The sequence below is a fragment of the Bacillus sp. L75 genome (assembly GCF_003676355.1).
Taxonomy (GTDB): domain Bacteria; phylum Bacillota; class Bacilli; order Bacillales; family Bacillaceae; genus Bacillus; species Bacillus velezensis.
In genome coordinates, this window is the sequence record NZ_ML064903.1 from 182460 (window position 1) to 208573 (window position 26114).

Consider the following 26114-nt stretch of genomic DNA (forward strand, 5'->3'; position numbering starts at 1 on the left):
ATGTCTATTTTTGACGTGCTAACTGCATCAGCCGAAATGATGCCGAGCCATTATAAAGACATGAGCACAGGAGAAATGGAAAAGCGGGTCGCCGCCATTAAACGGGCTTTCGGAAAGCGCCTGTTCATTCCGGGGCATCACTATCAAAAAGACGAAGTAATACAATTCGCCGATACGGCAGGTGACTCCCTGCAGCTTGCTCAAGTGGCAGAAAAAAATAAAGAGGCGGAATATATTGTGTTTTGCGGCGTGCATTTTATGGCGGAAACCGCTGATATGCTGACTGATGATAACCAAACCGTCATTTTGCCCGACATGCGCGCCGGCTGCTCGATGGCTGATATGGCAGATATTCAGCAGACGGACAAAGCATGGCAAGAGCTTCAAGAACTGTACGGTAACACCATCATTCCGTTAACATATGTTAACTCGACGGCGGAAATTAAAGCATTCGTCGGACGGCACGGAGGAGCGACCGTCACCTCTTCGAATGCCCGGAGTGTGCTGAAATGGGCTTTTAAACAAAAAGAGAGAATTTTATTTTTGCCGGATCAGCATTTAGGCAGAAATACGGCCTATGACCTCGGCATTCCGCTGACAGAAATGGCTGTATGGGACCCGGTGCAGAACCGATTGCTTACTGACCATCCGGAAAACATTAAGGTTATCCTTTGGAAAGGGCATTGCTCCGTACACGAAAAGTTTACAGCGGAAAATATTTCTCAGCTGCGGCAGCGGGATTCCGGCATCCGCATTATCGTTCATCCGGAATGTTCGCGGGAAGTGGTCTCGCTCAGTGACGACAGCGGGTCTACCAAATACATTATTGATACGATCGAACAGGCTGAACCGGGAAGCAAATGGGCGATCGGCACGGAAATGAATCTTGTTCAGCGCCTCATTCACTTGCATCCGGATAAACAGATTGAATCATTGAATCCCGATATGTGTCCGTGTCTTACTATGAACAGAATCGACCTGCCGCATTTATTGTGGTCGCTTGAGCAGCTTGAAAAAGGCGAGCCGAAGGGTGTCATTAAAGTTCCGGAAGCGGTTCGGACAGAAGCGCTTCGTGCTTTGAACAGAATGCTGAGTCATACGTAATCATAAAAATTTCCCCTCCTTCCCAAATTTTTTATCATCATGCCCAGTCCACCGGCATATAGTGTGAAGAAACGTATTGTAATGACAAATGTACCGTTCACGTTTTGTGCATAGGAGGGGAAAACGTTGAAAATTCATATCGTTCAAAAAGGCGATTCGCTCTGGAAAATAGCTGAAAAATACGGAGTTGATCTTGAAGAGTTAAAAAAACTGAATCATCAGCTTAGCAATCCAGACTTAATTATGCCTGGAATGAAGATAAAGGTGCCTTCAGAAGCCGTTCCGGTCAGAAAAGAACCTAAGGCCGGCTTCGGAACGTCTGCGCATAAGCATGAGCATCCATATGCCAAAGAAAAACCGAAATCAGTTGTGGACATTGAAGACACCATACCGGAAGAACCAAAGCCGTCAATTCCGTATGTGCCGCCAATCCCTGAAAAGCATGAAAATGTGCTGCCGGAAGCTGATATGAACCAATATTACCCGTCCAATCAGCTGTTTCAGCCGTGGTCGCCTCCTAAGCCGGAGGAACCGGTGACACATTTTGTCGAGCCGAAAGAAAAAGAGCATGACAATAACATTCCACAACAGGAGGAAATGATCAACATGGAAAACGCGAATTACCCGAATATGCCAAAGGCGCCTGAAGCCGGAAAGATGGAAGAAGAAAACGCCGCTTATCATCTGCCGAACATGCCAAACATTCCGAATGTCCCGTTTCCGAATATGCCGGCCGTTGAACCGTCTTTTATGCATTACCCGATGCCGTGCATGCCTTGTCCTTGTCCGGTTCCGGTGACACCGATGCTGCCGGGTTCGGGACTATGCCATCCGTGCTTCCCGGTAGGCGGAGGTTTCGGCGGTTTTGGAGGAGGTTTTGGAGGCTTTCCGGTAATGCCGATGCCGTTACCGTACGGATTCCATCATCCGGGATTTGGGCCGCAAGCGGGTTACGGTGAATTTGAAAACCAGGCCCATGAAAATGCAGAGCATTATGATGGTTCTGCATCTGGTTTCGGCGGTGCTCCGTACGGTCAAATGCCGTATTACGGCGGATATTCGTCACATTACGCAAACGCGCCTCATCATGATGGAAAATATAAGGATGATGATTGCGGCTGCCATGATTCACATCATCACCACCACCATCACCACGGTTCACATCACCATCACGCAAATATGCCTGTGCAGCCGTATCCGAATATGGGTGCAAACGCCGGATATTTTATGCCTTACGGCGGAGCAAATCCTAGTGCCGCGCCGAATCAGCCGAGTCCAAATCAAGTATTCGGACGGCCGGAGGAAGAAGAAGATTAATGTTTCGGGACGATGTATGTCGTTCCTTTTTTTATGTCCAACTGAGGAATGGACATAACTGACAAGCTTAAATCCGCCGCCCGCCGCACATCCTAAACATGAGCGGAAAACGCTCAAAACAGCGATGAATCCACGGGGGGTTTTTCCATTGGGTAAAAAACTGATGACGATCGCGGGCGTTTTAGCCGTGACGGCAAGCTTAACGGCATGCGGAGCAAATAATGCCATGAATGACGGACGCTACAACCAGTCAACACGTCCGGTCGGATATTATTCGAATGATAATGGTAACGGCAGAGGCCAGTACGGCATGGACCATCAAGGACCCGTTTCTGAAATGATGGAAAACCGAAACGGCCGTCATAATACGACAAACGTGTCCGACCAGTACGCGCCTAATGACGGGGTTCCGTTAACGACGGACGGCACATATAACGGCCGAAATGTCAATACGCCGCCGGCAGCAATGTCTTATAATGGGTATGACAACGCCGAAAACATCAGGTTGGCGGCAAAAGTTGCAAACCGCGTGAAAAAAGTAAACGGCGTACAGGATAGTCAGGTCATCGTGACTGACACGAGAGTCGTCATTGCCGTCAGAACAAATCATCCTTTTACGAAAAATGATGATAAACATGTCAAACATGCGGCCAAAAAATTCGCGGACGGCCGTACAATTCAAGTGTTTACCGACAACGCTACTTTTACAAAGCTGCAAGACATGAACAGAAACAGCCGTTAAACGGGACTGCCGGATGATTTCATCCGGCAGTATTTTTATGAATAAAGCTTCATCATTTCTTTACATATTCTTAAAACGCTCTTTATATTGCGGTGTTAACATAAAAGTAATAAAACGTAACGGAGGGGCCGGGATGAAAAAAACGGAGCATGACAAAAGCCGCGGAGCAAAAACTGTGTATCTGACCGTAAGGGGATACCGGCTCAAACTGACGCCCGGACAAATGAAACTGATTTCAGCCGGACGGGCATAATCATCGCAGCAGCCCTCATTTAGAGAGCTGCTTTTTTTCGGCTGAAACAGACAAATGAAAGAAAACGGTTAAGCACCGGCATCTTTGGTCAAACTAGCATCAAGAGTTTGATTGAATAAAGAGGTGTTATTGGTGAAACGAATTTGCGGTGCTCGTCTATTGTTTATGCTTATCTTATCGGCTGCAGCCCTGATTTGCGGAGGAAAAGGCGCATACGGGGCGGAGGTCGAGCATTACGGGCCGCTTCGGGTGCACGTCCAGCTGGAAAAGGTCTATCTGGACGGTGATGTCGGCATCGAACATACGGATGAAACCGTTTTGGCGATGGAGGATTTTTGGGCCGCATATGCGGGCTGGACGCTCGTTGAGCAGAAAAAAGGCTTCGTCCTTTTCCGTAAGCATGTTGATGACATTTCTCCGCTCAGTAAGGTTAACGGTTATATCGGCGTCACGGACGGGGGCGTCATCTCCACTTTTCACGGCCGTCCCGGATCGCTGGCCGAGCCGATTCAATCTTTCTTCCAGATTGATATAGAAAGACTGGAAAGCCGATTGCAAAAGCACTTGGAACACGGCATACCGTACAGGACAAAAGCGGAGTTTGAGAGCGTGATCGATCATATTAAGACTTACAGCGGCTGACTTTGACGCAAGACATGTGACACATGTCTTTTTTTTCTGAATGGAAGGTGTCAAAGCGAACATACGTTAACTTTTCTATAAGACTTTGGCTGTTTTTGTGTTACAATGATAAGCAGTCAAAGAGGTGAATAGGTGTGATTGAATTCGTGAAGGGGACGATTGATTATGTATCTCCCCAATACATCGTGATTGAAAACGGCGGAATCGGCTATCAGGTCTTCACTCCGAATCCGTTTATTTATAAGGTAAGCAATCAAGAGACCATTTTTACGTATCATCATATAAAAGAAGATGCCTTTTCTTTGTACGGTTTTTCAACCCGGGAAGAAAAAGCGCTTTTCACAAAGCTGCTGAACGTCACCGGCATCGGGCCGAAAGGGGCGCTCGCCATCCTCGGCTCCGGTGATCCCGGAGCCGTCATCGAAGCGATCGAACAGGAAGATGAAGCCTTTTTGGTGAAATTTCCGGGTGTGGGCAAAAAAACGGCGCGGCAGATTATTCTTGATTTGAAAGGCAAACTGGCCGACGTCGTGCCTGAAATGATTGACAACCTGTTCAATCATGAAGCGCGCATTGAAAAACAAGAGGCTGAAACGGCGCTTGACGAGGCGCTTGAAGCGCTCCGGGTTCTCGGCTACGCCGAAAAAGAAATTAAAAAAGTGCTTCCTCACTTAAAAGAGGAAACGGCGCTTTCAACAGATCAATATGTGAAAAAAGCATTGCAAAAATTATTAAAGTAAGGTGATGTTCATGGATGAACGGCTCGTTTCAAGTGAAGCAGACAGCCATGAATCAATAATCGAGCAAAGCCTCAGGCCGCAGAATCTCGCCCAGTATATCGGCCAAAAGAAGGTGAAAGAAAATCTGCGCGTGTTTATCGATGCGGCGAAAATGAGGCAGGAAACGCTGGACCACGTTCTTTTATACGGGCCTCCGGGTCTCGGGAAAACAACGCTTGCGTCTATCGTGGCCAATGAGATGGGTGTGGAGATGCGGACGACGTCAGGTCCCGCCATCGAAAGACCGGGGGATTTGGCAGCCATTTTGACGGCGCTCGAACCAGGGGATGTGCTGTTTATAGACGAAATTCACAGGCTGAACCGCTCAATTGAGGAAGTGCTGTACCCGGCGATGGAGGATTTCTGCCTTGATATTGTCATTGGAAAAGGCCCGTCCGCCCGCTCCGTCCGTCTCGACCTTCCCCCTTTTACGCTTGTAGGAGCGACGACAAGGGTCGGATTATTGACCGCACCGCTCAGAGACCGGTTCGGGGTGCTGTCGCGCCTTGAATACTATACGCAGGAAGAGCTGACAGATATCGTGTCAAGAACGGCTGACGTTTTTGAAGTGGATATCGAAAAAGCCCCGGCTCTGGAAATCGCCAGACGGTCAAGGGGAACGCCGCGGGTTGCAAACCGTCTGCTCAGAAGGGTGAGAGATTTTGCCCAGGTGCTCGGCGACAGCCGCATCACGGAAGAAATCGCTCACGACGCGCTCGAACGTCTTCAAGTCGATGCGCTCGGCCTTGACCATATCGACCATAAGCTGCTGATGGGCATGATCGAAAAATTCAGCGGCGGTCCCGTCGGCCTTGATACGATTTCCGCGACAATCGGCGAAGAACCGCATACAATAGAGGATGTGTACGAACCGTATCTGCTGCAGATCGGATTTCTTCAGAGGACGCCGAGGGGACGGGTCGTGACGCCGGCTGTGTATGAACATTTTCGATTGGAGGCGCCCGCCCGTGACTGACTTTCCGAAGGTTCTCATGGTTCTCGGTGCCGTTTTGCTTATTGCCGGCGCAGTCTGGCACTTTGTCGGAAGGCTGCCCGGAGATATTTTCGTTAAGAAGGGAAATGTTACATTTTTCTTTCCCGTTGTCACTTGTATTGTGATCAGTGTGATACTATCCATTCTGCTTAATTTTTTCGGCAGAATGAAATAACAATAGACAGAATTAAGGTGAAATGATGAAAGTCGATTTATTTGATTTTGAACTGCCTGAACGCCTCATTGCCCAAGTGCCGCTTAAAGAGCGTGACGCATCGCGGCTGATGGTGCTCGACAAACAGACGGGCGGGCTGACGGACAGTTCATTTAAAGAGATTGTAAGCTTTTTTAATGAAGGGGATTGCCTCGTCTTGAACAATACCCGTGTGCTGCCTGCAAGATTATTCGGCACAAAAGAAGATACGGGAGCGAAAGTGGAGCTTCTGTTATTAAAACAGGAAGAAAATGATACATGGGAAACGCTCGTAAAGCCGGCGAAACGCGTAAAAAAAGGAACGGTCCTGACATTTGGCGACGGCCGGCTGACAGCGGTCTGCACGGAGGAGCTTGATCACGGAGGCAGAAAAATAGAATTCCGGTATGACGGGATTTTTTACGAAGTGCTTGAATCACTCGGTGAAATGCCGCTGCCTCCTTATATTAAAGAGCAGCTTGATGATAAAGAACGGTATCAGACCGTCTTTTCAAAAGAAATCGGATCTGCCGCAGCTCCGACGGCCGGACTTCATTTTACGGAAGAGATTCTGGACGAGCTGAAGCAAAAAGGTGTGCGGATTGAATTTATCACACTTCATGTGGGACTCGGCACATTCCGCCCGGTCAGTGCGGATGATGTGGAAGAGCATAACATGCACGCGGAATTTTATGAAATGACGGAAGAAACCGCCGCCTCTTTAAACGAGGTCAGAAAGGCGGGAGGGCGCATTGTGTCGGTCGGGACGACATCCACGCGCACCCTGGAAACCATTGCCGGCGAGCATGACGGCGTATTTACCGCTTCAAGCGGCTGGACGTCCATCTTCATTTATCCGGGATATGAATTTAAGGCGATTGACGGGATGATCACCAATTTTCATCTGCCGAAATCTTCCCTTATCATGCTCGTTTCTGCGCTTGCCGGCAGAGAGCATGTTCTTTCCGCCTACCGTCATGCGGTAGAAGAGGAATATCGTTTCTTCAGCTTTGGCGACGCCATGCTGATTATCTAATTTGAATGACAGGAGGCCTCATACAAAGTGGCTGAACAACCGATACGTTATGAATTTATAAAGGAATGCAAACAAACGGGAGCGCGACTGGGCAGAGTTCATACGCCCCACGGCTCCTTTGAGACGCCTGTATTTATGCCGGTCGGCACGCTTGCTACGGTAAAGACGATGTCTCCGGACGAGCTGAAATCTATGGATGCGGGCATTATTTTAAGCAATACGTACCATTTATGGCTCCGCCCGGGACACGACATTGTAAAAGAAGCGGGCGGGCTTCATAAGTTTATGAACTGGGACCGCGCGATTTTAACGGATTCCGGCGGTTTTCAGGTCTTTTCATTGAGCAAGTTTCGTAATATAGAAGAAGAAGGCGTTCATTTCCGCAATCACTTAAACGGAGACAAGCTGTTTTTATCTCCGGAAAAAGCGATGGAAATTCAAAACGCCCTCGGCTCTGATATCATGATGGCGTTTGATGAGTGTCCGCCGTATCCGGCAGAGTATGATTACATGAAACGCTCTGTGGAACGGACCAGCCGCTGGGCGGAACGCTGCCTGGAGGCGCACGGGCGCTCAGATGAGCAGGGGCTATTCGGAATCGTACAGGGCGGAGAATACGAAGACCTGCGGACACAAAGTGCAAAAGACTTGGTTTCGCTTGATTTTCCGGGGTATGCCATAGGCGGATTATCTGTCGGCGAGCCGAAGCACGTCATGAACCGAGTGCTTGAGTTTACAACTCCGCTTTTACCGAAGGACAAGCCGAGATATTTAATGGGTGTGGGTTCACCGGATGCCTTAATTGACGGCGCCATTCGCGGCGTGGATATGTTTGACTGCGTACTGCCGACCCGGATTGCCCGAAACGGCACGGTGTTTACGAATGAAGGGCGTCTGAATATGAAAAACGCCAAATATGAGCGTGATTTCCGTCCGATTGATGAAGAGTGCAGCTGCCATACATGCAAAAATTACTCCCGCGCTTACATCAGACATTTGATCCGCTGTAATGAAACGTTTGGAATTCGATTAACAACTTACCATAACCTTCATTTTCTGTTACACTTAATGGAGCAGGTCAGACAAGCCATCCGGGAGGATCGTCTTGGTGATTTCCGAGAAGAGTTCTTTGAGCGTTACGGCTATAATAAGCCAAATGCGAAAAGCTTCTAAATAAAACCATTCTTGAAGGGAGGGAAACAGATGGGTACTTTAGGTACAATCGTTCCTATTATTTTAATGTTTGCAGTGCTTTATTTCCTGCTCATCCGTCCGCAGCAAAAGCAGCAGAAGGCCGTACGCCAGATGCAGGAAGAGCTGAAAAAAGGGGATTCAGTGGTGACAATCGGAGGATTGCACGGCACTGTTGATTCAATTGATGAAAGCAAGGTCGTCATTAAAACAGGTGATAACACCCGTTTAACATTTGACCGCCGCGCAATCAGAGAAGCTTCCGCTGAATAACAGCGAAGCTCATACATACAAAAAAAGAGCGGAGAATCCGCTCTTTTTTTATTACGCTGATCTGCTTCCTTTCAAATTCACTCCGAAAATGCCGCCCAGCATACTGACTCCCAAAAAGCCGAGATGAAACAAAAGCTGACCGGATGTAAACGTTTTTCCGAACCCTAAATATTGAAACAGCAAGATGATTAATGAAAAACAGACGGCGGTTAACGCTCCGATCATCCAGCCTTTTTCCTTCGCTTTGCCGCCCGATATAAAACCGCCCGCAAATAAAGAAAGAAAAGAAAGCGCGGTGATCAGCCAGCTGAAAGATGATTCTTCCATTGAGGTAACCGTCAGTAAAAGCGAAATCGCCAAACTCGTAAGAAGCATCACCGCAAAGATAGCCACTAAGCCGTACAAGACGCCTCTTCCCACTTGTTTCGTTTCTTCCATTTTTATCTCCTCTCCGCTCTGCGGCCTGATATATGACAAGCCGGAGCCTGTCTTTTTCTAAATGTATTCTCTGAATGTTCGAATTAGACTTAAATGCATGATGTTCAGCCCGTTTCTTACATAATTCAGAGCCGATGGCAAATGCTATGACCGTTGGAGGTGCGATATGGAAGATATTTTCATTATTACGTTTCGTACGATTGTGCTTTATTTTATCATTCTTGTGATTTTCAGACTGATGGGAAAACGGGAAATCGGAGAACTGAGCATTTTAGACCTTGTCGTCTCCATTATGATTGCCGAGATTGCCGTATTGGCAATTGAAAATGTAAAAGATAAGCTTTTGCATACGATTGTGCCGATTGTCGTTTTAATGATTATTCAAGTAAGCCTTGCTTTTATTTCGCTCAAAAGCCAAAAAATACGGCAGCTGCTTGACGGAAAACCCACCATTATTATAAAACAGGGAAAAATTGATGAACGGGCGATGAGATCGCAGCGCTACAATTTTGACGATCTTCTTATGCAGCTGAGGGAGAATAACATCGATAGAATCTCTGACGTGTCATATGCCATTTTGGAGTCTTCAGGCAAACTGTCGATCGTCAAAAAGAAAAACAATAAGGATAAGCAGATGGAAACATCGCTTATCGTTGACGGGGTCATTCAGAACGAGCATCTGGACAGAATCGGGAAAGATAAACACTGGCTCGAAAAAAATTTAGCAAAAAGAGGATATCGCGATTTTTCGGTTATATCATTCTGCACGTTTACGGACGGCGCTTTTTTTATTGATCTTAAAGATGAAAAAGGGGAGCCATGAATCGGTTTCACCGCGTCACGAACTTGCCGATGACCGGAATCCGGATCAGCTCTTCCCTTTTAATCAGCCTGAATAACAGAAGAAGCGCTATATACAAAATCGCGGTCATTGCAATCCAGCCTGTGAGATTAACAGCCTCTGACCCTGAAAAATGAACGGCGTGTTTGATGATGCGGCTGACATAGCCGCAAATGAATATGACGGCAAAACAGAGCGCGTATTCTTTTATTTTAATGCTGATCGGAAGCACCTTGCTTACGGTGGCCGCATGCAGCAGGGTGACAAGAACCATCCCCGTTACAATCGCAAGTGCGGCGCCCATGATGCCCAAGGAAGGCCTGGTCGCCAAAACAAAAATTAGACCAGTTTTGACAGCGGCGCCGATAAAACTGTTCATCATGGCGGCCCCGGCTAAATTGAGAGCCTGCAGCACCGCCTGAAGGGGCCCCTGAAAATAGTAAAGCAAAAAAAACGGCGCCATCACTTTAACAAATACCGCCGCATTAGTTGATCCGTACATGACGGACATCAGTTCATCAGCGAAAGAGAATAAAATAACCACCGAAATGCCTCCGCTTAAAAGACACAGCCGCATCGCCTGTTCCAGACGGTATTCGACAACTTGCAGCTTTTTTTGCTCCATTCCTTCACTGATCGCAGGAACAAGTGCCGTTGACAGAGAATAGGTTATAAAGCTGGGCAGCGTCAAAACCGTCATGGCAAATCCGGTCAGCTCCCCGTACTGGCTGGTGGCGGCAGCGGTGGCCACTCCTGCAATCGCAAGGCTTTGCGCGACGACAATAGGTTCAAAAAACCAAGATAAATTTCCGATGAAGCGGCTTCCGGTTGTTGGGAGCGACACGCTCATCAGCTGGCGGAAGGTTTCTTTTCCATTTGCGATCGACTTGAAAAATTGTTTTCTGATTCTGATTGTTTTATTTGCTTTAAAACAAATGAATAAATAAATAAGAGAGGCAAGCTCCCCGATGACAGACGAAATCATGGCTCCGGCTGCGGCATATTCAATCCCGTACGGCAGAAACACCGTCGTGCAGACCGCGACAAGTGAAATCCGCACGATCTGCTCAAGCACTTGGGAAAACGCCAGCGGGTTCATATTCTGCCTTCCCTGAAAGTAACCGCGCAGCACGCTGGAGATCGCGATAATCGGCACGACGGGCGTAATCGCCAGAAGCGGGTAAACCGTGCGCTGATCCGTCAGCATCGTTTCGGACATAATCGGCGCAAAGCATAAAAACAGCGGCGTGAAGATGAGACTTAATATCCCGGTGACGGTAAGCGACATCACTAAAATATGTTTCATTTTCTGCCGGTCCCCCCGCGCGCTTGCTTCAGCGACAAGTTTGCTGATGGCAACGGGGAGGCCGAATTGAGTCAAAGTGGTGGCCAAGAAAAATGTCGGGGCAGCCATCATGTATAAACCGACCCCTTCTTCACCGATAAACCGGGCGATAACCACCCGGTTGACAAAGCCGAGCATTCTCGTAATCATCCCGGCTGCGATGAGAATAAGAGTGCCCCTTAAAAAAGTCTGTTTTGCCATTTTATAAACCCCTGCCTTCTCAAACTACCTGGAATCATATACAATAAAGATATGCGCCGATGTCGTCCGAGCATGACAAGTCTTCGAGAAAAATGGAAAAAGGAGCGAGCGCCCAGTGGAGAAACATCCCGCCGAAATGTACAAAGATCATTTGCGGCCTTTCTTGTACAGTAAACTTGAAGAGTTCAAAATCCTCGGATACGATGATGTTGAGCACGAGAGTTTATGGTCATACTTAATACATAAAAAGTGGAAACAGAAAAAGGAACTGCCGCTGCATGAATTGGCCGGTCATATTTTATCAGTTAAAATTGGCGATTTTATGAACTATGCAACCGTTGAAGCTTTTAAGTCGTCTAATTGGCTGGAAAGCGATGAGGGTCAGGAAGCTTTAGATGAACTGCTGAGATAATGATTTGACGGCATAGGTTTAAGGAGGAAATACATAATGAAAAAAGGACGCTTGATTGCGTTTTTCCTGATCGTATTATTGATCGGCACAGGGCTGGGGTATTTTACAAAACCGGCTGCCAATAATATTACGTTAGGATTGGATTTACGCGGCGGGTTTGAAGTTCTGTACGATGTGCAGCCCGTCAAAAAAGGCGATAAAATCACAAAAGACGTGCTCGTCAGCACGGTGCAGGCGCTGAACCGCCGGGCTAACGTTCTCGGCGTAAGCGAGCCGAATATTCAGATTGAAGGAAATAACCGCATCCGCGTACAGCTGGCGGGCGTCACGAATCAGAACAGGGCGCGCGAAATTCTGTCAACGGAAGCGCAGCTCTCGTTCAGGGATACGAATGATAAAGAGTTGTTAAACGGCTCTGATCTCGTGGAAAACGGCGCGAAGCAAACCTTTGATCCGACGACGAACGAACCGATTGTCAGCGTTAAGCTGAAGGATGCGGATAAGTTCGGCGAAGTGACGAAAAAAGTCAAGAAAATGGCGCCTAATAATCAGCTTGTGATCTGGCTTGATTACCAAAAAGGCGATTCTTTTAAAAAAGAAGTCGGCAAAAAACATCCGAAATATGTATCCGCTCCGAATGTGAGCCAGGAATTAAACACGAAGGATGTCACAATTGAAGGCCAGTTTACCGTTCAAAAAGCGAAGGACTTGGCCAATATTTTAAACGCGGGCGCGCTGCCTGTGAAACTGACCGAAAAATACTCTACTTCAGTAGGGGCTCAATTCGGACAGCAGGCTTTGCATGATACGGTAGAGGCCGGCATCATCGGTATTGCAATTGTTTTCTTATTTATGCTGCTTTATTACAGACTGCCTGGACTCATAGCGGTAATTACGCTTTCTGTATACGTGTATATTACGCTTCAAGTGTTTGACTGGATGCAGGCGGTGCTGACGCTTCCGGGTATTGCGGCGCTCATTTTGGGTGTCGGGATGGCGGTTGACGCCAACATCATCACCTATGAACGGATAAAAGAAGAATTGAAACTCGGCAAATCCGTCCGCTCAGCTTTCCGTTCAGGGAACAGACGTTCATTCGCGACGATTTTCGATGCGAACATTACAACGATCATCGCAGCGGTCGTGCTCTTTATTTTCGGGACAAGCTCTGTAAAAGGGTTTGCGACGATGCTGATTTTGTCAATTCTGACAAGCTTTATTACAGCTGTCTTCCTTTCAAGATTCCTGCTCTCCCTTCTCGTGGAAAGCAGATGGCTTGACCGGAAAAAAGGCTGGTTCGGCGTCAAGAAAAAACACATTATGGATATTCAGAAGACCGACGAAAATACTGAACCGCATACGGCATTCCAAAAATGGGATTTCACGAGCAAGCGAAAATATTTCTTTATTTTCTCAAGCGCTGTAACCATTGCGGGAATTATCATCTTACTGGTCTTTAAACTCAACCTGGGAATCGATTTTGCAAGCGGCGCGCGGATTGACGTGCAGAGCAATCATGCATTGACGGCGCATCAGGTTGAAAAAGATTTTGACTCTCTCGGCATGGAACCGGAAAACATCGTGCTTTCTGGTAAAGAGAACCATGTTGCCGCGGCCCGGTTTGTCGGAGAGCCATCTAAAGAAAAAATCGCTGAAATCAAAACGTACTTTAAGGACAAATACGGATCTGAACCGAACGTCAGCACGGTATCGCCGACAGTCGGAAAAGAACTGGCCCGTAATGCTTTATATGCTGTCGCCATTGCATCAATCGGCATCATTATTTACGTGTCAATCCGTTTCGAGTACAGAATGGCTATCGCCGCAATTGTATCCCTGCTGTACGACGCTTTCTTTATCGTCGCGTTTTTCAGCATTACAAGGCTGGAGGTCGATGTCACCTTTATCGCCGCTATTCTCACCATAATCGGTTACTCGATAAATGATACGATCGTTACATTTGACCGGATACGTGAGCAGATGAAAAAACGCAAGCCGAAGTCATTTGCCGATCTGGAACATATCGTGAATCTGAGCTTGCAGCAAACCTTTACACGTTCGATCAATACGGTCTTGACCGTTGTGATTGTTGTCGTCGTGCTGCTCATTTTGGGCTCATCGTCAATTACAAACTTCTCCGTCGCCTTATTGGTCGGTTTATTGACGGGCGTTTATTCCTCTCTTTACATCGCCGCGCAGCTGTGGCTTGTATGGAAAGGTAAAGAATTTAAAGGGAAAAAATCAATCGAAGAGTAAAATGGGAACAGGCTGTCTTCCGGAAGGCAGCCTGTTTTTTTAGGCCGCATTGAACTTAAAACCTGCATTTGCTATAATGACATACGCTTACATAATCAATCATCATTGTAAAAACATGTAGGAGGGTTCTTATGAACGTTCGTGAGTCGGAGCTTCCGGGCATCGGCCAGAAAGTAGAAGTCATTACGAAAAATCACGATAAAATCAGTATTATTCTTCATGATGACGGCAGAAAAGAGCTCTATTACTTCGATGAGAATGATCATGACGAATGCTTGGCATCCGTTGAATTTAACGACGAAGAGGCGAGGCAGATTTCCGCTATTTTAGGCGGGATGACGTATAAGCCGAAAGCGCTGGAATCTGTGGAAGTTGCGCTTGATGACCTCGTCATTGAGTGGTTTAAAGCCGAATCTCATGCACCGGCTGTCAGCCGTACAATCGGAGATTTGGAGATCAAGAAACATTACAACGTCCAGATTATTGCGATCATAAAGAAAAACCGGCAAAAACAGCTGAGCCCCGGCATTGATACCGTAATTGAAGAAGGGGACACCCTCGTCATATCGGGAGAAAGAAGCGGACTGAAAAAGCTGGTCCGCGAGCAATTAACGGCCCGGATTTCCTGAGACCGGGGTTTACTCCCGGGGAAATGGGGGAAAAGATAAGAATGAACAATTGGGGGCAGACGCATGAATAAACAATGGACTATTATATTCGCTTTACTATTTACTTTGATTGTCGCCATCTTTGCTGTCATTAACGTGCGGGCGGTTGAGGTTGATTATCTGTTCGGAACCGCTGAATGGCCGCTGATTTTAGTCATTTTAGGCTCTGTGTTAATGGGAGCGCTGATCGTGTTTTCAGCCGGTATCTTTCAAGTGATGAAGCTGAAGCGCCAAATTAAAATGCTGCGGAAAGAAAACAGATCCGCAGGTGAATTGACGGCTGATTCGGACGGCCAAAAAACAGCCGCGCCGCCGGAAGAAATGCTTGAAGAGAAAAAAGGATCAGAATAACATTTGAAACCCCTCAGTCCGCTCTAGTATAATAGGGTGGTTGAGGGGTGAATTTATGTTAGCGTCAAAAATGCGCTGGGAAATCCAGCAGCCGGATCAGGAAAAAGTCAAATCACTCACAGAACAATTGGACATAACACCTCTTGTGGCATCACTGCTTGTAAAAAGAGGTTTTGATACTGCCGAAAGCGCAAGGCTGTTTTTACATACAAAGGATGCAGACTTTTATGACCCGTATGAATTAAAGGGAATGCGGGAAGCAGTTGATCGGATAAAACTGGCGGTTTCTCAAGGGGAACCGATTATGATTTACGGAGATTACGATGCAGACGGCGTTACAAGCACGTCAGTGATGCTGACGGCACTCAGACAGCTGTCGGCGGACGTTGACTTTTATATTCCCGACCGTTTCACAGAAGGCTACGGCCCGAATGAACAAGCTTTTCGCTCCATAAAAGAGCGGGGATTTTCGCTGATCATTACAGTGGATACGGGAATCGCCGCCGTCCATGAAGCTGAAGTCGCAAAAGAGCTGGGCTTAGACGTCATTATTACCGACCACCATGAGCCGGGACCCGAGCTTCCTGACGTATTTGCGATCATCCACCCGAAGCAGCCGGGATGCGGCTATCCGTTTAAAGAATTGGCCGGCGTCGGTGTGGCGTTTAAGCTTGCCCACGCGCTTACGGGTTCTTTGCCGGAAGCTATGCTGGACTTGGCGGCAATCGGTACGGTTGCAGATCTGGTGCCTCTTCATGATGAAAACAGATTAATTGCGTCACTCGGAATCGAAAGGCTTCGGACGACAAATCGGCCGGGCCTCAAAGCCCTGATTAAGCTTTCCGGCGGAGATATCGGACAAGCTGATGAGGAAACGATCGGATTTCAGGTCGCGCCGAGGCTCAATGCAGTCGGAAGAATAGAACAGGCCGATCCCGCCGTCCATCTGCTGATGACCGAAGATCAGTTTGAAGCGGAGGAACTGGCTTCGGATATTGACCGGCTGAATAAAGAGCGGCAGAAAATGGTGAAAACCATGACCGAAGAGGCTGTTGAAATGGTTCAGCAGCAAGGCGGAAACCCGTCTGCCATTGTAGTGGCAAAAGCCGGCTGGAATCCGGGAGTCGTCGGTATTGTCGCATCGAAGCTGGCTGAACGTTTTTACCGTCCCGCTGTTGTGCTTGGGATAGATGAGGAGCAGGGAATCGCTAAAGGGTCGGCGCGAAGCATCAGAGGCTTCAACCTGTTTACGAGCCTTTCACAGTGCAGAGACATTCTTCCTCATTTCGGCGGGCATCCGATGGCGGCAGGAATGACGTTGAAGGCTGAAGATGTGGCGGAATTAAGGGACAGGCTGAATCAAATGGCTAAAGAAACCCTTACGGAAGAGGATTTTATTCCCGTTCAGGAGGTTGATCTTGTGTGCGGCGTTGAAGACATAACCGTTGAAAGCATTACAGAATTAAATATGCTGTCGCCGTTCGGCATGCTTAACCCTAAACCGCATGTGATGGTGAAAAATGCCGTACTTGATGATGTGCGCCTGATCGGAGCGAATAAAAACCACGTGAAAATGACGGTGAAAAGTGATTCCGCCGTCCTTGACTGCGTCGGCTTTAACAAAGGAGAGCTTGAAGCCGGAATTGTCCCCGGATCAACGATTTCCATTGTCGGCGAGATGTCCATTAATGAATGGAACAACAGAAAGAAGCCCCAGCTGATGATTAAAGACGCTGCGGTGCCGGAATGGCAGCTTTTTGATATCAGGGGCAAGCGGACGTGGGAAGACACGGTCACCGCGCTGCCGAAGGAAAAACGGGTGCTCATCAGCTTTAACGAAAAAACCGCTCAGAAGCTCCGTGCAAAAGAGCTGTCAGGCGAGCTGGCCGGGATCACATCGGAATCCGAGGCGGAAGCTCTCCAGCTTGACGGAAAATATGCCGTTTTTCTGGATGTGCCGCCGTCAGCGGATCGCCTGCAGCATTTGCTTGACGGAAAGAAGCCGGAACGGATTTATTTTGTTTTTATCAATCATGAAGAACATTTCCTGTCCTCATTTCCATCGCGGAATGATTTCAAGTGGTTTTACGCATTTCTCTTGAAAAGGGGCGCTTTTGACTTCGGCAAGCATGGTTCAGAGCTTGCGAGACACAGAGGATGGTCAATTGACACAATCAATTTCATGACAAAGGTGTTTTTTGATCTCGGTTTTGTTAAAATAGAAGATGGTGTGCTGTCTGTCGTGAGCGGCGCGAAAAAACGCGACCTGGCAGATTCGCAAACCTATCAGGTAAAACAGCAGCTGATGGAATTAGACCAGAAGCTCAATTATTCCGCAGCCCATGAGCTGAAGGAATGGCTGAATAAGCTGATGAACCAAGGTTCAGAAGCTTATGAAAGTACGAGGAGGACATAGAACAGATGGATCTTAAAAAATACGTAACAATTGTGCCCGATTACCCGAAAGAAGGCGTACAATTTAAAGATATTACGACATTGATGGACAAAGGCGACGTATATCGTTACGCCACTGACCAAATTGTTGAATATGCAAAAGAAAAAGAAATTGATTTAGTTGTCGGGCCTGAAGCGCGCGGCTTTATTATCGGCTGTCCGGTTGCATACGCTCTCGGAGTGGGCTTTGCGCCGGTTCGGAAAGAAGGAAAACTTCCGCGTGAGGTCATTAAAGTCGATTACGGTTTGGAGTACGGAAAAGACGTACTGACGATTCATAAAGATGCGATTCTGCCGGGACAGCGCGTGCTGATTACTGATGACTTGCTTGCAACAGGCGGCACGATCGAAGCAACGATTAAGCTGGTCGAAGAACTGGGCGGCGTCGTAGCCGGTATTGCGTTCTTAATCGAGCTGTCTTACCTTGACGGCAGAGACAAGCTTGACGATTACGATATTTTAACATTAATGAAATATTAACCGCATATGGAAAAAAGCACTCGTGTCAGGGTGCTTTTTTCCTATTATTTCATCATCCTGACAGATTCTTTAGGTGTTTTGAACTTCTGCCCTTTACATCTCTCGTTTTTTTCTTGATAATAAACTAATACAGTTTACATTTAAAAAAGGTGATTCCATGGCGAACGAACAAGTATTGACTGCCGAGCAAGTAATAGATAAAGCGCGCACTTATCTGCCGGAGGAGCAGATTGCGTTTGTTGAGAAAGCTTACCTGTATGCGCAAAACGCGCATCGCGAACAGTACCGCAAATCAGGTGAGCCGTACATCATTCATCCGATTCAGGTGGCGGGCATTCTCGTCGATCTGGAAATGGACCCTTCCACAATTGCGGGCGGATTTCTGCATGACGTGGTAGAGGACACGGATGTCACCCTCGACGACCTGAAGGAAGCATTTTCTGAAGAAGTGGCGATGCTTGTCGACGGCGTGACGAAGCTCGGTAAAATTAAGTATAAATCTCAAGAGGAGCAGCAGGCGGAAAACCATCGAAAAATGTTTGTCGCTATGGCTCAGGATATCAGAGTCATATTGATCAAGCTGGCGGATCGCCTTCACAATATGCGGACGTTAAAGCATCTTCCGCAGGAAAAGCAGCGGAGAATTTCAAATGAGACGCTGGAAATTTTCGCTCCGCTGGCCCATCGGCTCGGGATTTCTAAAATCAAATGGGAGCTGGAAGACACCGCTCTCCGTTATTTGAATCCTCAGCAATATTACAGAATCGTCAACCTCATGAAGAAAAAGCGCGCGGAACGCGAACTTTATGTCGAAGAGGTTGTCAATGAAGTGAAAAAACGCGTCGAAGAAGTGAATATCAAAGCGGACTTTTCAGGACGTCCGAAGCACATCTACAGCATTTACCGCAAGATGGCGCTGCAAAATAAACAGTTCAATGAAATATATGATCTGCTCGCCGTCCGTATTCTTGTCGGAAGCATTAAAGACTGCTACGCCGTCCTCGGCATTATTCATACGTGCTGGAAGCCGATGCCGGGCAGATTCAAAGATTATATTGCGATGCCTAAGCCGAATATGTATCAGTCCCTGCATACGACCGTAATCGGGCCTAAAGGCGATCCGCTGGAAGTGCAGATCAGAACATTTGAGATGCATGAGATCGCTGAATACGGGGTGGCCGCACACTGGGCATATAAAGAAGGCAAGGCTGCAAACGAAGAAGCGACATTTGAGAAAAAACTGTCCTGGTTCCGTGAAATTCTGGAATTCCAAAACGAGTCTACCGATGCGGAAGAATTTATGGAATCGCTGAAAATCGATCTGTTTTCTGACATGGTATACGTATTTACGCCAAAAGGCGATGTCATTGAACTGCCGTCAGGCTCTGTGCCGATTGATTTTTCCTACAGGATCCACTCGGAGATCGGCAACAAAACAATCGGGGCGAAAGTGAACGGAAAAATGGTGACGCTTGACCATAAGCTCCGGACGGGCGACATCGTCGAGATTCTGACGTCCAAGCATTCATACGGTCCGAGTCAAGACTGGGTCAAACTGGCGCAGACGTCCCAGGCGAAACACAAAATCCGCCAATTCTTTAAGAAACAGCGCCGTGAAGAAAACGTCGAAAAAGGCCGTGAGCTTGTCGAGAAAGAAATTAAAAATCTTGATTTTGAAGTGAAAGATGTTTTAACACTCGAAAATCTTCAAAAAGTTGCCGACAAGTTCAATTTCTCAAATGAAGAGGATATGTACGCGGCGGTCGGGTATAACGGCATTACCGCTCTTCAGGTGGCCAACAGGCTCACCGAAAAAGAACGGAAGCTGCGTGACCAGGAAGAGCAGGAAAAAATCGTTCAGGAAGTCACTTCCGAGCCGAAACATTATCCGCAAGGGAGAAAACGGGAAGCGGGTGTGCGCGTAAAAGGCATTGACAACCTTCTCGTCCGCTTGTCGAAATGCTGCAACCCGGTGCCTGGCGACCATATTGTCGGTTTTATTACAAAAGGGCGCGGTGTATCCGTTCACCGGGATGACTGTCCGAACGTCAAAACGAATGAAGCGCAGGAACGTCTGATCCCCGTTGAATGGGAGCATGAATCACAGGTTCAAAGACGCAAAGAATATAACGTTGAGATTGAGATTTTGGGATATGACCGTCTCGGACTTTTAAATGAGGTGCTCCAAGCCGTAAATGAAACGAAAACCAACATCTCCTCTGTCTCCGGCAAATCCGACCGCAATAAAGTCGCTACGATTCATATGGCGATTTTTATTCAAAACATCAATCATCTGCATAAAGTGGTCGAGCGGATTAAGCAGATCAGAGACATCTATTCAGTCCGCCGGGTAATGAACTAAAAGGAGCGCTTGCTATGAAATTAGTTGTTCAGCGTGTAACAGAAGCGAGTGTGACGGTTGACGGCGCTGTTGCCGGCCGGATCGGACCCGGCATTATGGCGCTTGTCGGCATCACTCATGAAGATACAGAAGAAGATGCCGCTTACTTGGCGGATAAAATCGTGAATCTTCGGATTTTTGATGATGAAAGCGGCAAGATGAATTTATCGCTTTTGGATACGGGCGGGGAGATTTTATCCGTTTCACAGTTTACGCTTTACGGCGAAACGAAGAAAGGGAGACGCCCGAATTTTATGAATGCGGCTAAACCGGATCAGGCTGTGCTCCTTTATGAAAAGTGGAACGAACTCCTTCGGGAAAAAGGAGTCAAAGTGGAAACCGGAATATTCGGAGCCATGATGGATGTTCAGCTGACGAATTCCGGGCCGATTACATTGATTATGGATTCTAAACAATAAAAAAGCTGCCGTTCGGCAGCTTTTTTTTATGATTGAAAATAATGTTCCAATCCGCTTTCAATTCCGTCTGTCACTTTTTCCTGATACGAGCCGCTATGTATGATTGTTTCTTCTTGCGGTTGACTGAGATAGCCGAGCTCATACAGCATGGCAGGCCGTTTATTTTCCCTCAGGACGTAATAATCGCCAAACAGAACGCCGCGATCCGGGATAGGGGAACGCTTCACTACTTCAGAATGGACGTCTGAGGCAAGCTGGCGATCCTTAGACGGACTGTAATAATAAGCCGTGCTTCCCCGTGTTGACGTATCGGCATAGCTGTCATAGTGAATGCTGATAAAGGCATCCGCATTCCGGTAATGAGAGGTTGAAACCCTAGCCTGCAGGCTGATAAAAGTATCATCCTGTCTGGTGATATACACGTTTGCACCGGCCGCCCGCAATTTTTGGGCCAGCAGCTTAGCGGTTTTAATGGTTACGTTTTTCTCAAACTTTCCGGAGTAGCCGATCGTTCCGCTGTCTTTTCCTCCGTGTCCGGGATCAACGACGATCGTTTTGTTTTTAAGTGAGCCGCTGCCGCCTGACGTGTCGGGAGAAGGTGCTTCACCTGTTTCCTCACCGCTTTTTGACGTTTGTACGACCCAGTTTGCCACATATGCGGTTTGTCCGTTTTCAAGCCGGACTTCATACCATTTGCCGCTTGAGCCGACAATCGGGTAGGCTGCGCCTTTATCTGCTCTTTTTACGATAGAAGCGGAAGTCGAGGCCGAGCTCCTTAAGTTGGTGCCGCCGTAAACAATATACGCTTTTTTCGAGGAGCCTGAGCCCGCAGAACCGTCCCCCGAGCCGGATGCGCTGTCCGATGAGTCAGAATCCTTTATGATGTAGTGGCTTGCTGCCCAGCCTTTTTGCCCGTTTGCTTCAATTTTCAGCCAGCCGTGGTCTTCACTTAAGATGGAAACCTTTGTTCCGCGTGATAATTTAGTCATAATCGCTGAATCATGTGACGCTGCACTTCTGACATTCAATGAAGAAACGCCGACAGTCCCGTTTTTTGACCCGCTTCGGGCGGAAGTGGCTTTCGTATCCGATCCGCCGCTGTCCGCGGTGACGTATTCGGAAGAAACCCATCCGGTTGTGCCTTGATAAGAAATGTTCACCCATCCGCTGTTCTTGTCCAGCACGGATGCATGTGCGCCTTGCGGAAGTTTGCCGATGACTTCATATGATGTCCCCGGGCCTTTTCTGATGCGGAGGTCAGGATCGGTGGAAGTGACCGTTCCGCTTGTTGCGGATGAATGGTCTGCTCCTCCGGCTGTTTTTGATATCAGCCAGGAAACGACCCATCCGGTTTTACCGGGGCTCAGCTGAAGCTGCACCCAGTCTCCCTCTTCTTTAGCGATCGGGTATCTTTCCCCTTTTTTTACTTCAGCCTTAATTCCATAGCTCAGGCCGGGACCGCCTCTGACATTGATCTTGTCTGTCGCGATGACCGCTTCTCCCTCTGCGGCGATTGCGGTGTGGAATGACGGAAGAAGCGCTGTGATGATGACGCCGCATAAAATAAGAGCAAGAGTTCTCTTCTTCATGGCTGTCCTCCTTTCTGAACTAACTAAAATACATTCTTGTATAATATCGTATTTTCCTTGCTGAATGTTAAATAAAAATAAAATGGTTTGTTTATACTAGTCATAAATACAGCGAAAAGGTGTGCAAATCATGAAATATCAACCAAAAATGGGACGCGCGCTGCACGATGCGGAAGGAAATCTGCACTTCAGTGATCAGAGCGATAGAGAAAAGGCGGGTTTTCTTGAAGAGACGGCGACGGAGTTCGGTCTTTTATCGAAAGATGCGGTCGCAAGGAAAAACAGACGGAATAAAACTTGACAGGGGAGTGCAATCCCATTATTATAATAGAAATTGATGTACATAAGTCATGATAACGATTTTGAACCGATAATGGAGAAGAGTAGGTCAGAATGCATGGAGAAGAGAGGAACCGTCCCGGGCTGAAAGCGGATCCGCACTGCATCTTTCTCGAAACAACACTCCGGAGGTTCCCTGCTGAACGCTTTTGCAAGTCATTAGGCAGCGGACGTGAACCTGCGTTAAAGGTCAGAGCGGGGATGCTTCGGCATTCCAACTAGGGTGGCACCACGGGTATAACTCTCGTCCCTACTATACATGTATAGTAGGAGCGGGAGTTTTTTTATTTGAAGAAAGACATTAAGGAGGCCTGTAACATGGCATATCACATTCCAAGAGGCACACAGGACATACTGCCGGGTGAATCAGACAGATGGCAGTTCGTCGAACAAATTATGAGGGAGACGTGCCGCACTTATCAATATAAAGAAATCCGCACGCCGATCTTCGAACATACGGAATTGTTCGCAAGAGGCGTCGGTGAGTCTACAGATATCGTGCAGAAAGAAATGTACACGTTTGAAGACCGTAAAGGGAGAAGCCTGACGCTTCGGCCGGAAGGAACGGCCGCCGCAGTCCGCGCGTTCAATGAAAATAAATTATTTGCGAACCCGGTGCAGCCGACGAAGCTTTATTATGTCGGACCGATGTTCCGTTACGAACGTCCGCAGACGGGGCGTTTCCGCCAATTCTATCAATTCGGAATTGAAGCGATCGGCTCCAAAGATCCGGCCGTGGATGCAGAAGTCATTGCGCTTGCGATGAGTATTTACCGTAAAGCCGGTTTGAAACATGTCAAGCTTGTGCTGAACAGCCTTGGTGACCAGGAGAGCCGCAAATCCTACCGGGAAGCGCTCGTCAAACATTTTGAACCGCGCATCGCAGAGTTTTGCTCAGACTGCCAGTCGCGCCTGCACACAAACCCGCTCAGAATTCTTGACTGCAAGAAAGACAGAGAGCATGAACTGATGAAAACGGCTCCGTCCATTCTTGATTACTTAAATGAAGAATCAGCCGCTTATTTTGAGAAAGTAAAACAATACTTAAACGATCTCGGCATCCCGTTCGAAATAGATCCGAACCTTGTCAGAGGGCTTGATTATTATAACCATACCGCTTTTGAAATTATGAGCAATGCCGAAGGATTCGGAGCGATTACAACCCTTGCCGGCGGGGGCCGCTATGACGGGCTTGTTGAACAGATCGGCGGACCTGAAGCGCCGGGTATCGGATTTGCGATGAGCATCGAACGTCTGCTGGCAGCCATTGACGCTGAGAAAACAGAGCTTCCCGTCAATCAGGGGATTGACTGCTACATCGTGACGCTCGGAGAAAAAGCGAAGGATTATTCCGTTTCCCTCGTGTACAAACTGAGAGAAGCGGGCATCTCAAGTGAAATCGATTATGAAAATAAAAAGATGAAGGGCCAATTTAAAACAGCTGACCGTCTCGGCGCACGTTTTATTGCGATTTTAGGGGAAGATGAGCTTGCCCAAAATAAAATCAATGTAAAAGATGCGGAAACAGGAGAGCAGCGTGAAGTGGTGTTAGACGAGCTGATACAAGTGTTAAAGGCAGATCAAAAGCAGTGAAGGAGAGGAACGCTATGTTTGGAAGAACATATTATTGTGGCGAGATAACTGAAAAAGCGATTGGCGAAACCGTCAAACTGAAAGGGTGGGTGCAGAAGCGGCGCGATCTCGGCGGCTTGATTTTCATTGATTTGCGCGACCGCTCGGGTATTGTGCAAGTCGTGTTCAACCCTGACGTATCGAAGGAAGCCCTTGCCGCAGCGGAAGCAATCAGAAACGAATATGTGCTTGATATCGAAGGCACGGTTTCTGCCCGTGAAGAAGGCACGGTGAATCCCAACCTGAAAACCGGTAAAATTGAAATCAAAGCTGAAGCGGTGACGGTGCTCAGTACGGCGAAAACGCCTCCGTTTCCGATCAGTGACCAGGCGGCTGAGGTTTCTGAAGACGTCCGGTTAAAACACCGCTATTTGGATTTGCGCCGCCCGGCGATGTTTCAAACATTGCAAATGCGCCACCAAGTCACAAAATCCATCCGCCATTTCTTGGATGAAAACGGATTTCTTGATATTGAAACACCGATTTTAACAAAAAGCTCTCCCGAAGGCGCCCGTGATTACTTAGTGCCGAGCCGGGTGCATGAAGGGGAATTTTACGCCCTTCCGCAATCGCCGCAGATTTTTAAACAGCTTCTGATGGTGTCGGGCTTTGAACGGTATTATCAAGTGGCCCGCTGCTTCCGCGATGAAGACTTGCGTGCCGACCGCCAGCCGGAATTTACGCAGATTGATATCGAAATGTCCTTTATGAGTCAAGAGGACATCATGGCTCTGGCGGAAGAGATGATGGCGAAAGTCATGCTTGAAACAAAAGGTGTTGAAGTACCGCTTCCGCTTCCGCGAATGACATATGAAGAAGCGATGAACAGCTACGGTTCCGACAAGCCTGACACCCGCTTCGGCATGCTGCTGACGGACGTGTCAGACATAGTGAAAGATACTGAATTTAAGGTGTTCTCATCAGCCGTGGCAAACGGCGGCGTTGTAAAAGCGATCAATGTCAAAGGCGCTGCCGGCGACTATTCCAGAAAAGATATCGATGCGCTCGGCGTTTTTGCCGGAAATTACGGCGCGAAAGGTCTCGCCTGGGTGAAAGTTGAAGCCGACGGCGTAAAAGGCCCGATTGCGAAATTCTTTGATGAAGAGAAGCAGGCAAAACTGGCTGAAGCGCTTGATGCTTCTGAAGGCGATCTGCTCCTGTTCGGCGCTGATAAGTTTGAGGTTGTGGCCCAATCCCTCGGCGCGCTTCGCTTAAAGCTCGGCAAAGAACGCGGCCTGATTGACGAAAGCCTCTTCAACTTCCTGTGGGTTGTGGACTGGCCGTTACTGGAGCATGACGAGGAGGAAGGCCGTTTCTATGCGGCTCACCATCCGTTTACAATGCCTGTCCGTGAAGATCTTGACCTGATTGAAACGGCGCCTGAAGATATGAAAGCGCAGGCTTACGACCTTGTCTTAAACGGCTATGAACTCGGCGGAGGCTCAATCCGTATTTTTGAAAAAGACGTTCAGGAAAAAATGTTCGGGCTTCTCGGCTTTACAAAAGAAGAAGCGGAGGAGGAGTTCGGATACCTTCTTGAAGCCTTTGAATACGGCGCCCCTCCGCACGGCGGAATCGCGCTCGGCTTAGACCGGTTGGTTATGCTTCTTGCAGGCCGCACAAACTTAAGAGATACGATCGCTTTCCCGAAAACGGCAAGCGCAAGCTGCCTTCTTACGGAAGCGCCCGGCGAAGTGAGCGACGCCCAGCTTGAAGAACTTCACCTTTCTGTCAAAAGAAAAGTGAAACAGTAAAGATCAGCAG

At 47.9% G+C, this 26114-nt stretch carries 26 protein-coding genes and 1 other annotated feature; of the genes, 23 read left to right on the forward strand and 3 right to left on the reverse strand.

Features of this window, described 5'->3' with window-relative positions:
* The 11 genes from nadA (at position 1) to yajC (ending at position 8524) form a co-directional block, all read left to right on the forward strand.
* On the forward strand, positions 1–1104 hold the full coding sequence (gene nadA, locus D5S11_RS07070) for a quinolinate synthase NadA (RefSeq protein WP_007408180.1): 1104 nt from the start codon (positions 1–3) through the stop codon (positions 1102–1104).
* Between the two features lie 126 nt (positions 1105–1230).
* Positions 1231–2421, forward strand: coding sequence for a SafA/ExsA family spore coat assembly protein (gene safA / locus D5S11_RS07075; RefSeq protein WP_025285054.1), 1191 nt, complete (start codon positions 1231–1233; stop codon positions 2419–2421).
* A gap of 148 nt (positions 2422–2569) precedes the next feature.
* Positions 2570–3163 (forward strand): YhcN/YlaJ family sporulation lipoprotein, encoded by a 594-nt coding sequence (locus tag D5S11_RS07080; RefSeq protein ID WP_020954253.1) that lies wholly within the window; start codon positions 2570–2572, stop codon positions 3161–3163.
* A 133-nt stretch (positions 3164–3296) separates the two neighbouring features.
* Positions 3297–3416, forward strand: a complete 120-nt coding sequence (locus D5S11_RS20455; protein WP_007612850.1) for a hypothetical protein — start codon at positions 3297–3299, stop codon at positions 3414–3416.
* A 132-nt stretch (positions 3417–3548) separates the two neighbouring features.
* Positions 3549–4058, forward strand: coding sequence for a sporulation cell-cell signaling protein BofC (locus tag D5S11_RS07090; protein ID WP_007408184.1), 510 nt, complete (start codon positions 3549–3551; stop codon positions 4056–4058).
* A gap of 134 nt (positions 4059–4192) precedes the next feature.
* Positions 4193–4798, forward strand: a complete 606-nt coding sequence (gene ruvA, locus D5S11_RS07095) for a Holliday junction branch migration protein RuvA (protein ID WP_003152683.1) — start codon at positions 4193–4195, stop codon at positions 4796–4798.
* Positions 4799–4808: 10 nt separating this feature from the next.
* Positions 4809–5813, forward strand: a complete 1005-nt coding sequence (ruvB, locus tag D5S11_RS07100; protein WP_007408185.1) for a Holliday junction branch migration DNA helicase RuvB — start codon at positions 4809–4811, stop codon at positions 5811–5813.
* Positions 5806–6006 (forward strand): DUF2905 domain-containing protein, encoded by a 201-nt coding sequence (locus D5S11_RS07105; protein ID WP_003152687.1) that lies wholly within the window; start codon positions 5806–5808, stop codon positions 6004–6006. Before ruvB ends, D5S11_RS07105 begins: the two co-directional genes overlap by 8 nt.
* Positions 6007–6031: 25 nt before the next feature.
* Positions 6032–7060: a tRNA preQ1(34) S-adenosylmethionine ribosyltransferase-isomerase QueA gene (queA, locus tag D5S11_RS07110; RefSeq protein ID WP_003152692.1), complete on the forward strand. Its 1029-nt coding sequence runs from the start codon at positions 6032–6034 to the stop codon at positions 7058–7060.
* A gap of 27 nt (positions 7061–7087) precedes the next feature.
* Complete coding sequence (gene tgt / locus D5S11_RS07115) at positions 7088–8233, forward strand: tRNA guanosine(34) transglycosylase Tgt (protein ID WP_007408186.1); 1146 nt, start codon at positions 7088–7090, stop codon at positions 8231–8233.
* 30 nt (positions 8234–8263) lie between these two features.
* On the forward strand, positions 8264–8524 hold the full coding sequence (yajC, locus tag D5S11_RS07120; RefSeq protein WP_003152695.1) for a preprotein translocase subunit YajC: 261 nt from the start codon (positions 8264–8266) through the stop codon (positions 8522–8524).
* A 51-nt stretch (positions 8525–8575) separates the two neighbouring features.
* Here the strand turns inward: yajC and D5S11_RS07125 are convergent, their stop codons facing one another.
* Entirely contained in the window at positions 8576–8962 is a 387-nt protein-coding gene (locus D5S11_RS07125) for a TIGR04086 family membrane protein (RefSeq protein ID WP_003152697.1), read from the reverse strand.
* A 166-nt stretch (positions 8963–9128) separates the two neighbouring features.
* Here D5S11_RS07125 and D5S11_RS07130 point away from each other — a divergent pair, with 166 nt between their 5' ends.
* The gene (locus D5S11_RS07130) at positions 9129–9785 is read left to right on the forward strand and encodes a DUF421 domain-containing protein (RefSeq protein WP_047935988.1); all 657 of its coding nucleotides are present in this window, start codon (positions 9129–9131) and stop codon (positions 9783–9785) included.
* Positions 9786–9792: 7 nt separating this feature from the next.
* Here D5S11_RS07130 and spoVB read toward each other — a convergent pair whose 3' ends face one another.
* Entirely contained in the window at positions 9793–11349 is a 1557-nt protein-coding gene (gene spoVB / locus D5S11_RS07135; RefSeq protein ID WP_007408188.1) for a stage V sporulation protein B, read from the reverse strand.
* A gap of 115 nt (positions 11350–11464) precedes the next feature.
* Between spoVB and D5S11_RS07140 the strand changes: the two genes are divergently transcribed.
* The 8 genes from D5S11_RS07140 (at position 11465) to dtd (ending at position 20790) form a co-directional block, all read left to right on the forward strand.
* Entirely contained in the window at positions 11465–11761 is a 297-nt protein-coding gene (locus D5S11_RS07140) for a post-transcriptional regulator (protein WP_007408189.1), read from the forward strand.
* A gap of 36 nt (positions 11762–11797) precedes the next feature.
* Positions 11798–14017 carry a protein translocase subunit SecDF gene (gene secDF / locus D5S11_RS07145; protein ID WP_039254370.1) on the forward strand — a complete coding sequence of 740 codons (2220 nt, stop codon included), beginning with the start codon at positions 11798–11800 and terminating at the stop codon, positions 14015–14017.
* Positions 14018–14148: 131 nt separating this feature from the next.
* Positions 14149–14646: a cation:proton antiporter regulatory subunit gene (locus D5S11_RS07150; protein WP_042635388.1), complete on the forward strand. Its 498-nt coding sequence runs from the start codon at positions 14149–14151 to the stop codon at positions 14644–14646.
* 63 nt (positions 14647–14709) lie between these two features.
* Positions 14710–15036 (forward strand): LapA family protein, encoded by a 327-nt coding sequence (locus D5S11_RS07155; protein WP_043021678.1) that lies wholly within the window; start codon positions 14710–14712, stop codon positions 15034–15036.
* Positions 15037–15091: 55 nt separating this feature from the next.
* Positions 15092–17452, forward strand: a complete 2361-nt coding sequence (gene recJ, locus D5S11_RS07160) for a single-stranded-DNA-specific exonuclease RecJ (RefSeq protein WP_108724801.1) — start codon at positions 15092–15094, stop codon at positions 17450–17452.
* Between the two features lie 5 nt (positions 17453–17457).
* The gene (locus D5S11_RS07165; RefSeq protein WP_003152714.1) at positions 17458–17970 is read left to right on the forward strand and encodes an adenine phosphoribosyltransferase; all 513 of its coding nucleotides are present in this window, start codon (positions 17458–17460) and stop codon (positions 17968–17970) included.
* Between the two features lie 157 nt (positions 17971–18127).
* Positions 18128–20332, forward strand: a complete 2205-nt coding sequence (gene relA, locus D5S11_RS07170; protein WP_003152716.1) for a GTP diphosphokinase — start codon at positions 18128–18130, stop codon at positions 20330–20332.
* A 14-nt stretch (positions 20333–20346) separates the two neighbouring features.
* Positions 20347–20790, forward strand: coding sequence for a D-aminoacyl-tRNA deacylase (gene dtd / locus D5S11_RS07175; protein WP_007408194.1), 444 nt, complete (start codon positions 20347–20349; stop codon positions 20788–20790).
* A 26-nt stretch (positions 20791–20816) separates the two neighbouring features.
* Here the strand turns inward: dtd and D5S11_RS07180 are convergent, their stop codons facing one another.
* Positions 20817–22379, reverse strand: a complete 1563-nt coding sequence (locus D5S11_RS07180; RefSeq protein ID WP_015240291.1) for an N-acetylmuramoyl-L-alanine amidase family protein — start codon at positions 22377–22379, stop codon at positions 20817–20819.
* A 130-nt stretch (positions 22380–22509) separates the two neighbouring features.
* On the opposite strand from D5S11_RS07180, the gene D5S11_RS19835 reads away from it, so the two are divergent.
* The 3 genes from D5S11_RS19835 to aspS all read left to right on the forward strand — a co-directional run bounded on the left by D5S11_RS19835 (position 22510) and on the right by aspS (position 26104).
* On the forward strand, positions 22510–22680 hold the full coding sequence (locus tag D5S11_RS19835; RefSeq protein ID WP_020956141.1) for a YrzK family protein: 171 nt from the start codon (positions 22510–22512) through the stop codon (positions 22678–22680).
* A 60-nt stretch (positions 22681–22740) separates the two neighbouring features.
* Positions 22741–22973, forward strand: a binding site (T-box leader).
* A gap of 63 nt (positions 22974–23036) precedes the next feature.
* Positions 23037–24311: a histidine--tRNA ligase gene (gene hisS / locus D5S11_RS07185; protein ID WP_007408198.1), complete on the forward strand. Its 1275-nt coding sequence runs from the start codon at positions 23037–23039 to the stop codon at positions 24309–24311.
* A gap of 14 nt (positions 24312–24325) precedes the next feature.
* A complete protein-coding gene (aspS, locus tag D5S11_RS07190; protein WP_020956140.1) occupies positions 24326–26104 on the forward strand; it encodes an aspartate--tRNA ligase in 1779 nt (592 codons plus the stop codon).
* Positions 26105–26114 lie beyond the last annotated feature (10 nt).

Excerpts from the sequence above, each read along its gene's own strand:
- nadA (WP_007408180.1), top strand. The coding sequence starts at position 1 with ATGTCTATTTTTGACGTGCTAACTGCATCAGCCGAAATGATGCCGAGC.
- D5S11_RS20455 (WP_007612850.1), top strand. The coding sequence starts at position 3,297 with ATGAAAAAAACGGAGCATGACAAAAGCCGCGGAGCAAAAACTGTGTAT.
- ruvB (WP_007408185.1), top strand. The coding sequence starts at position 4,809 with ATGGATGAACGGCTCGTTTCAAGTGAAGCAGACAGCCATGAATCAATA.
- queA (WP_003152692.1), top strand. The coding sequence starts at position 6,032 with ATGAAAGTCGATTTATTTGATTTTGAACTGCCTGAACGCCTCATTGCC.
- yajC (WP_003152695.1), top strand. The coding sequence starts at position 8,264 with ATGGGTACTTTAGGTACAATCGTTCCTATTATTTTAATGTTTGCAGTG.
- D5S11_RS07125 (WP_003152697.1), bottom strand. The coding sequence starts at position 8,962 with ATGGAAGAAACGAAACAAGTGGGAAGAGGCGTCTTGTACGGCTTAGTG.
- D5S11_RS07130 (WP_047935988.1), top strand. The coding sequence starts at position 9,129 with ATGGAAGATATTTTCATTATTACGTTTCGTACGATTGTGCTTTATTTT.
- spoVB (WP_007408188.1), bottom strand. The coding sequence starts at position 11,349 with ATGGCAAAACAGACTTTTTTAAGGGGCACTCTTATTCTCATCGCAGCC.
- secDF (WP_039254370.1), top strand. The coding sequence starts at position 11,798 with ATGAAAAAAGGACGCTTGATTGCGTTTTTCCTGATCGTATTATTGATC.
- D5S11_RS07150 (WP_042635388.1), top strand. The coding sequence starts at position 14,149 with ATGAACGTTCGTGAGTCGGAGCTTCCGGGCATCGGCCAGAAAGTAGAA.
- D5S11_RS07155 (WP_043021678.1), top strand. The coding sequence starts at position 14,710 with ATGAATAAACAATGGACTATTATATTCGCTTTACTATTTACTTTGATT.
- recJ (WP_108724801.1), top strand. The coding sequence starts at position 15,092 with ATGTTAGCGTCAAAAATGCGCTGGGAAATCCAGCAGCCGGATCAGGAA.
- D5S11_RS07165 (WP_003152714.1), top strand. The coding sequence starts at position 17,458 with ATGGATCTTAAAAAATACGTAACAATTGTGCCCGATTACCCGAAAGAA.
- relA (WP_003152716.1), top strand. The coding sequence starts at position 18,128 with ATGGCGAACGAACAAGTATTGACTGCCGAGCAAGTAATAGATAAAGCG.
- dtd (WP_007408194.1), top strand. The coding sequence starts at position 20,347 with ATGAAATTAGTTGTTCAGCGTGTAACAGAAGCGAGTGTGACGGTTGAC.
- D5S11_RS07180 (WP_015240291.1), bottom strand. The coding sequence starts at position 22,379 with ATGAAGAAGAGAACTCTTGCTCTTATTTTATGCGGCGTCATCATCACA.
- D5S11_RS19835 (WP_020956141.1), top strand. The coding sequence starts at position 22,510 with ATGAAATATCAACCAAAAATGGGACGCGCGCTGCACGATGCGGAAGGA.
- hisS (WP_007408198.1), top strand. The coding sequence starts at position 23,037 with ATGGCATATCACATTCCAAGAGGCACACAGGACATACTGCCGGGTGAA.
- aspS (WP_020956140.1), top strand. The coding sequence starts at position 24,326 with ATGTTTGGAAGAACATATTATTGTGGCGAGATAACTGAAAAAGCGATT.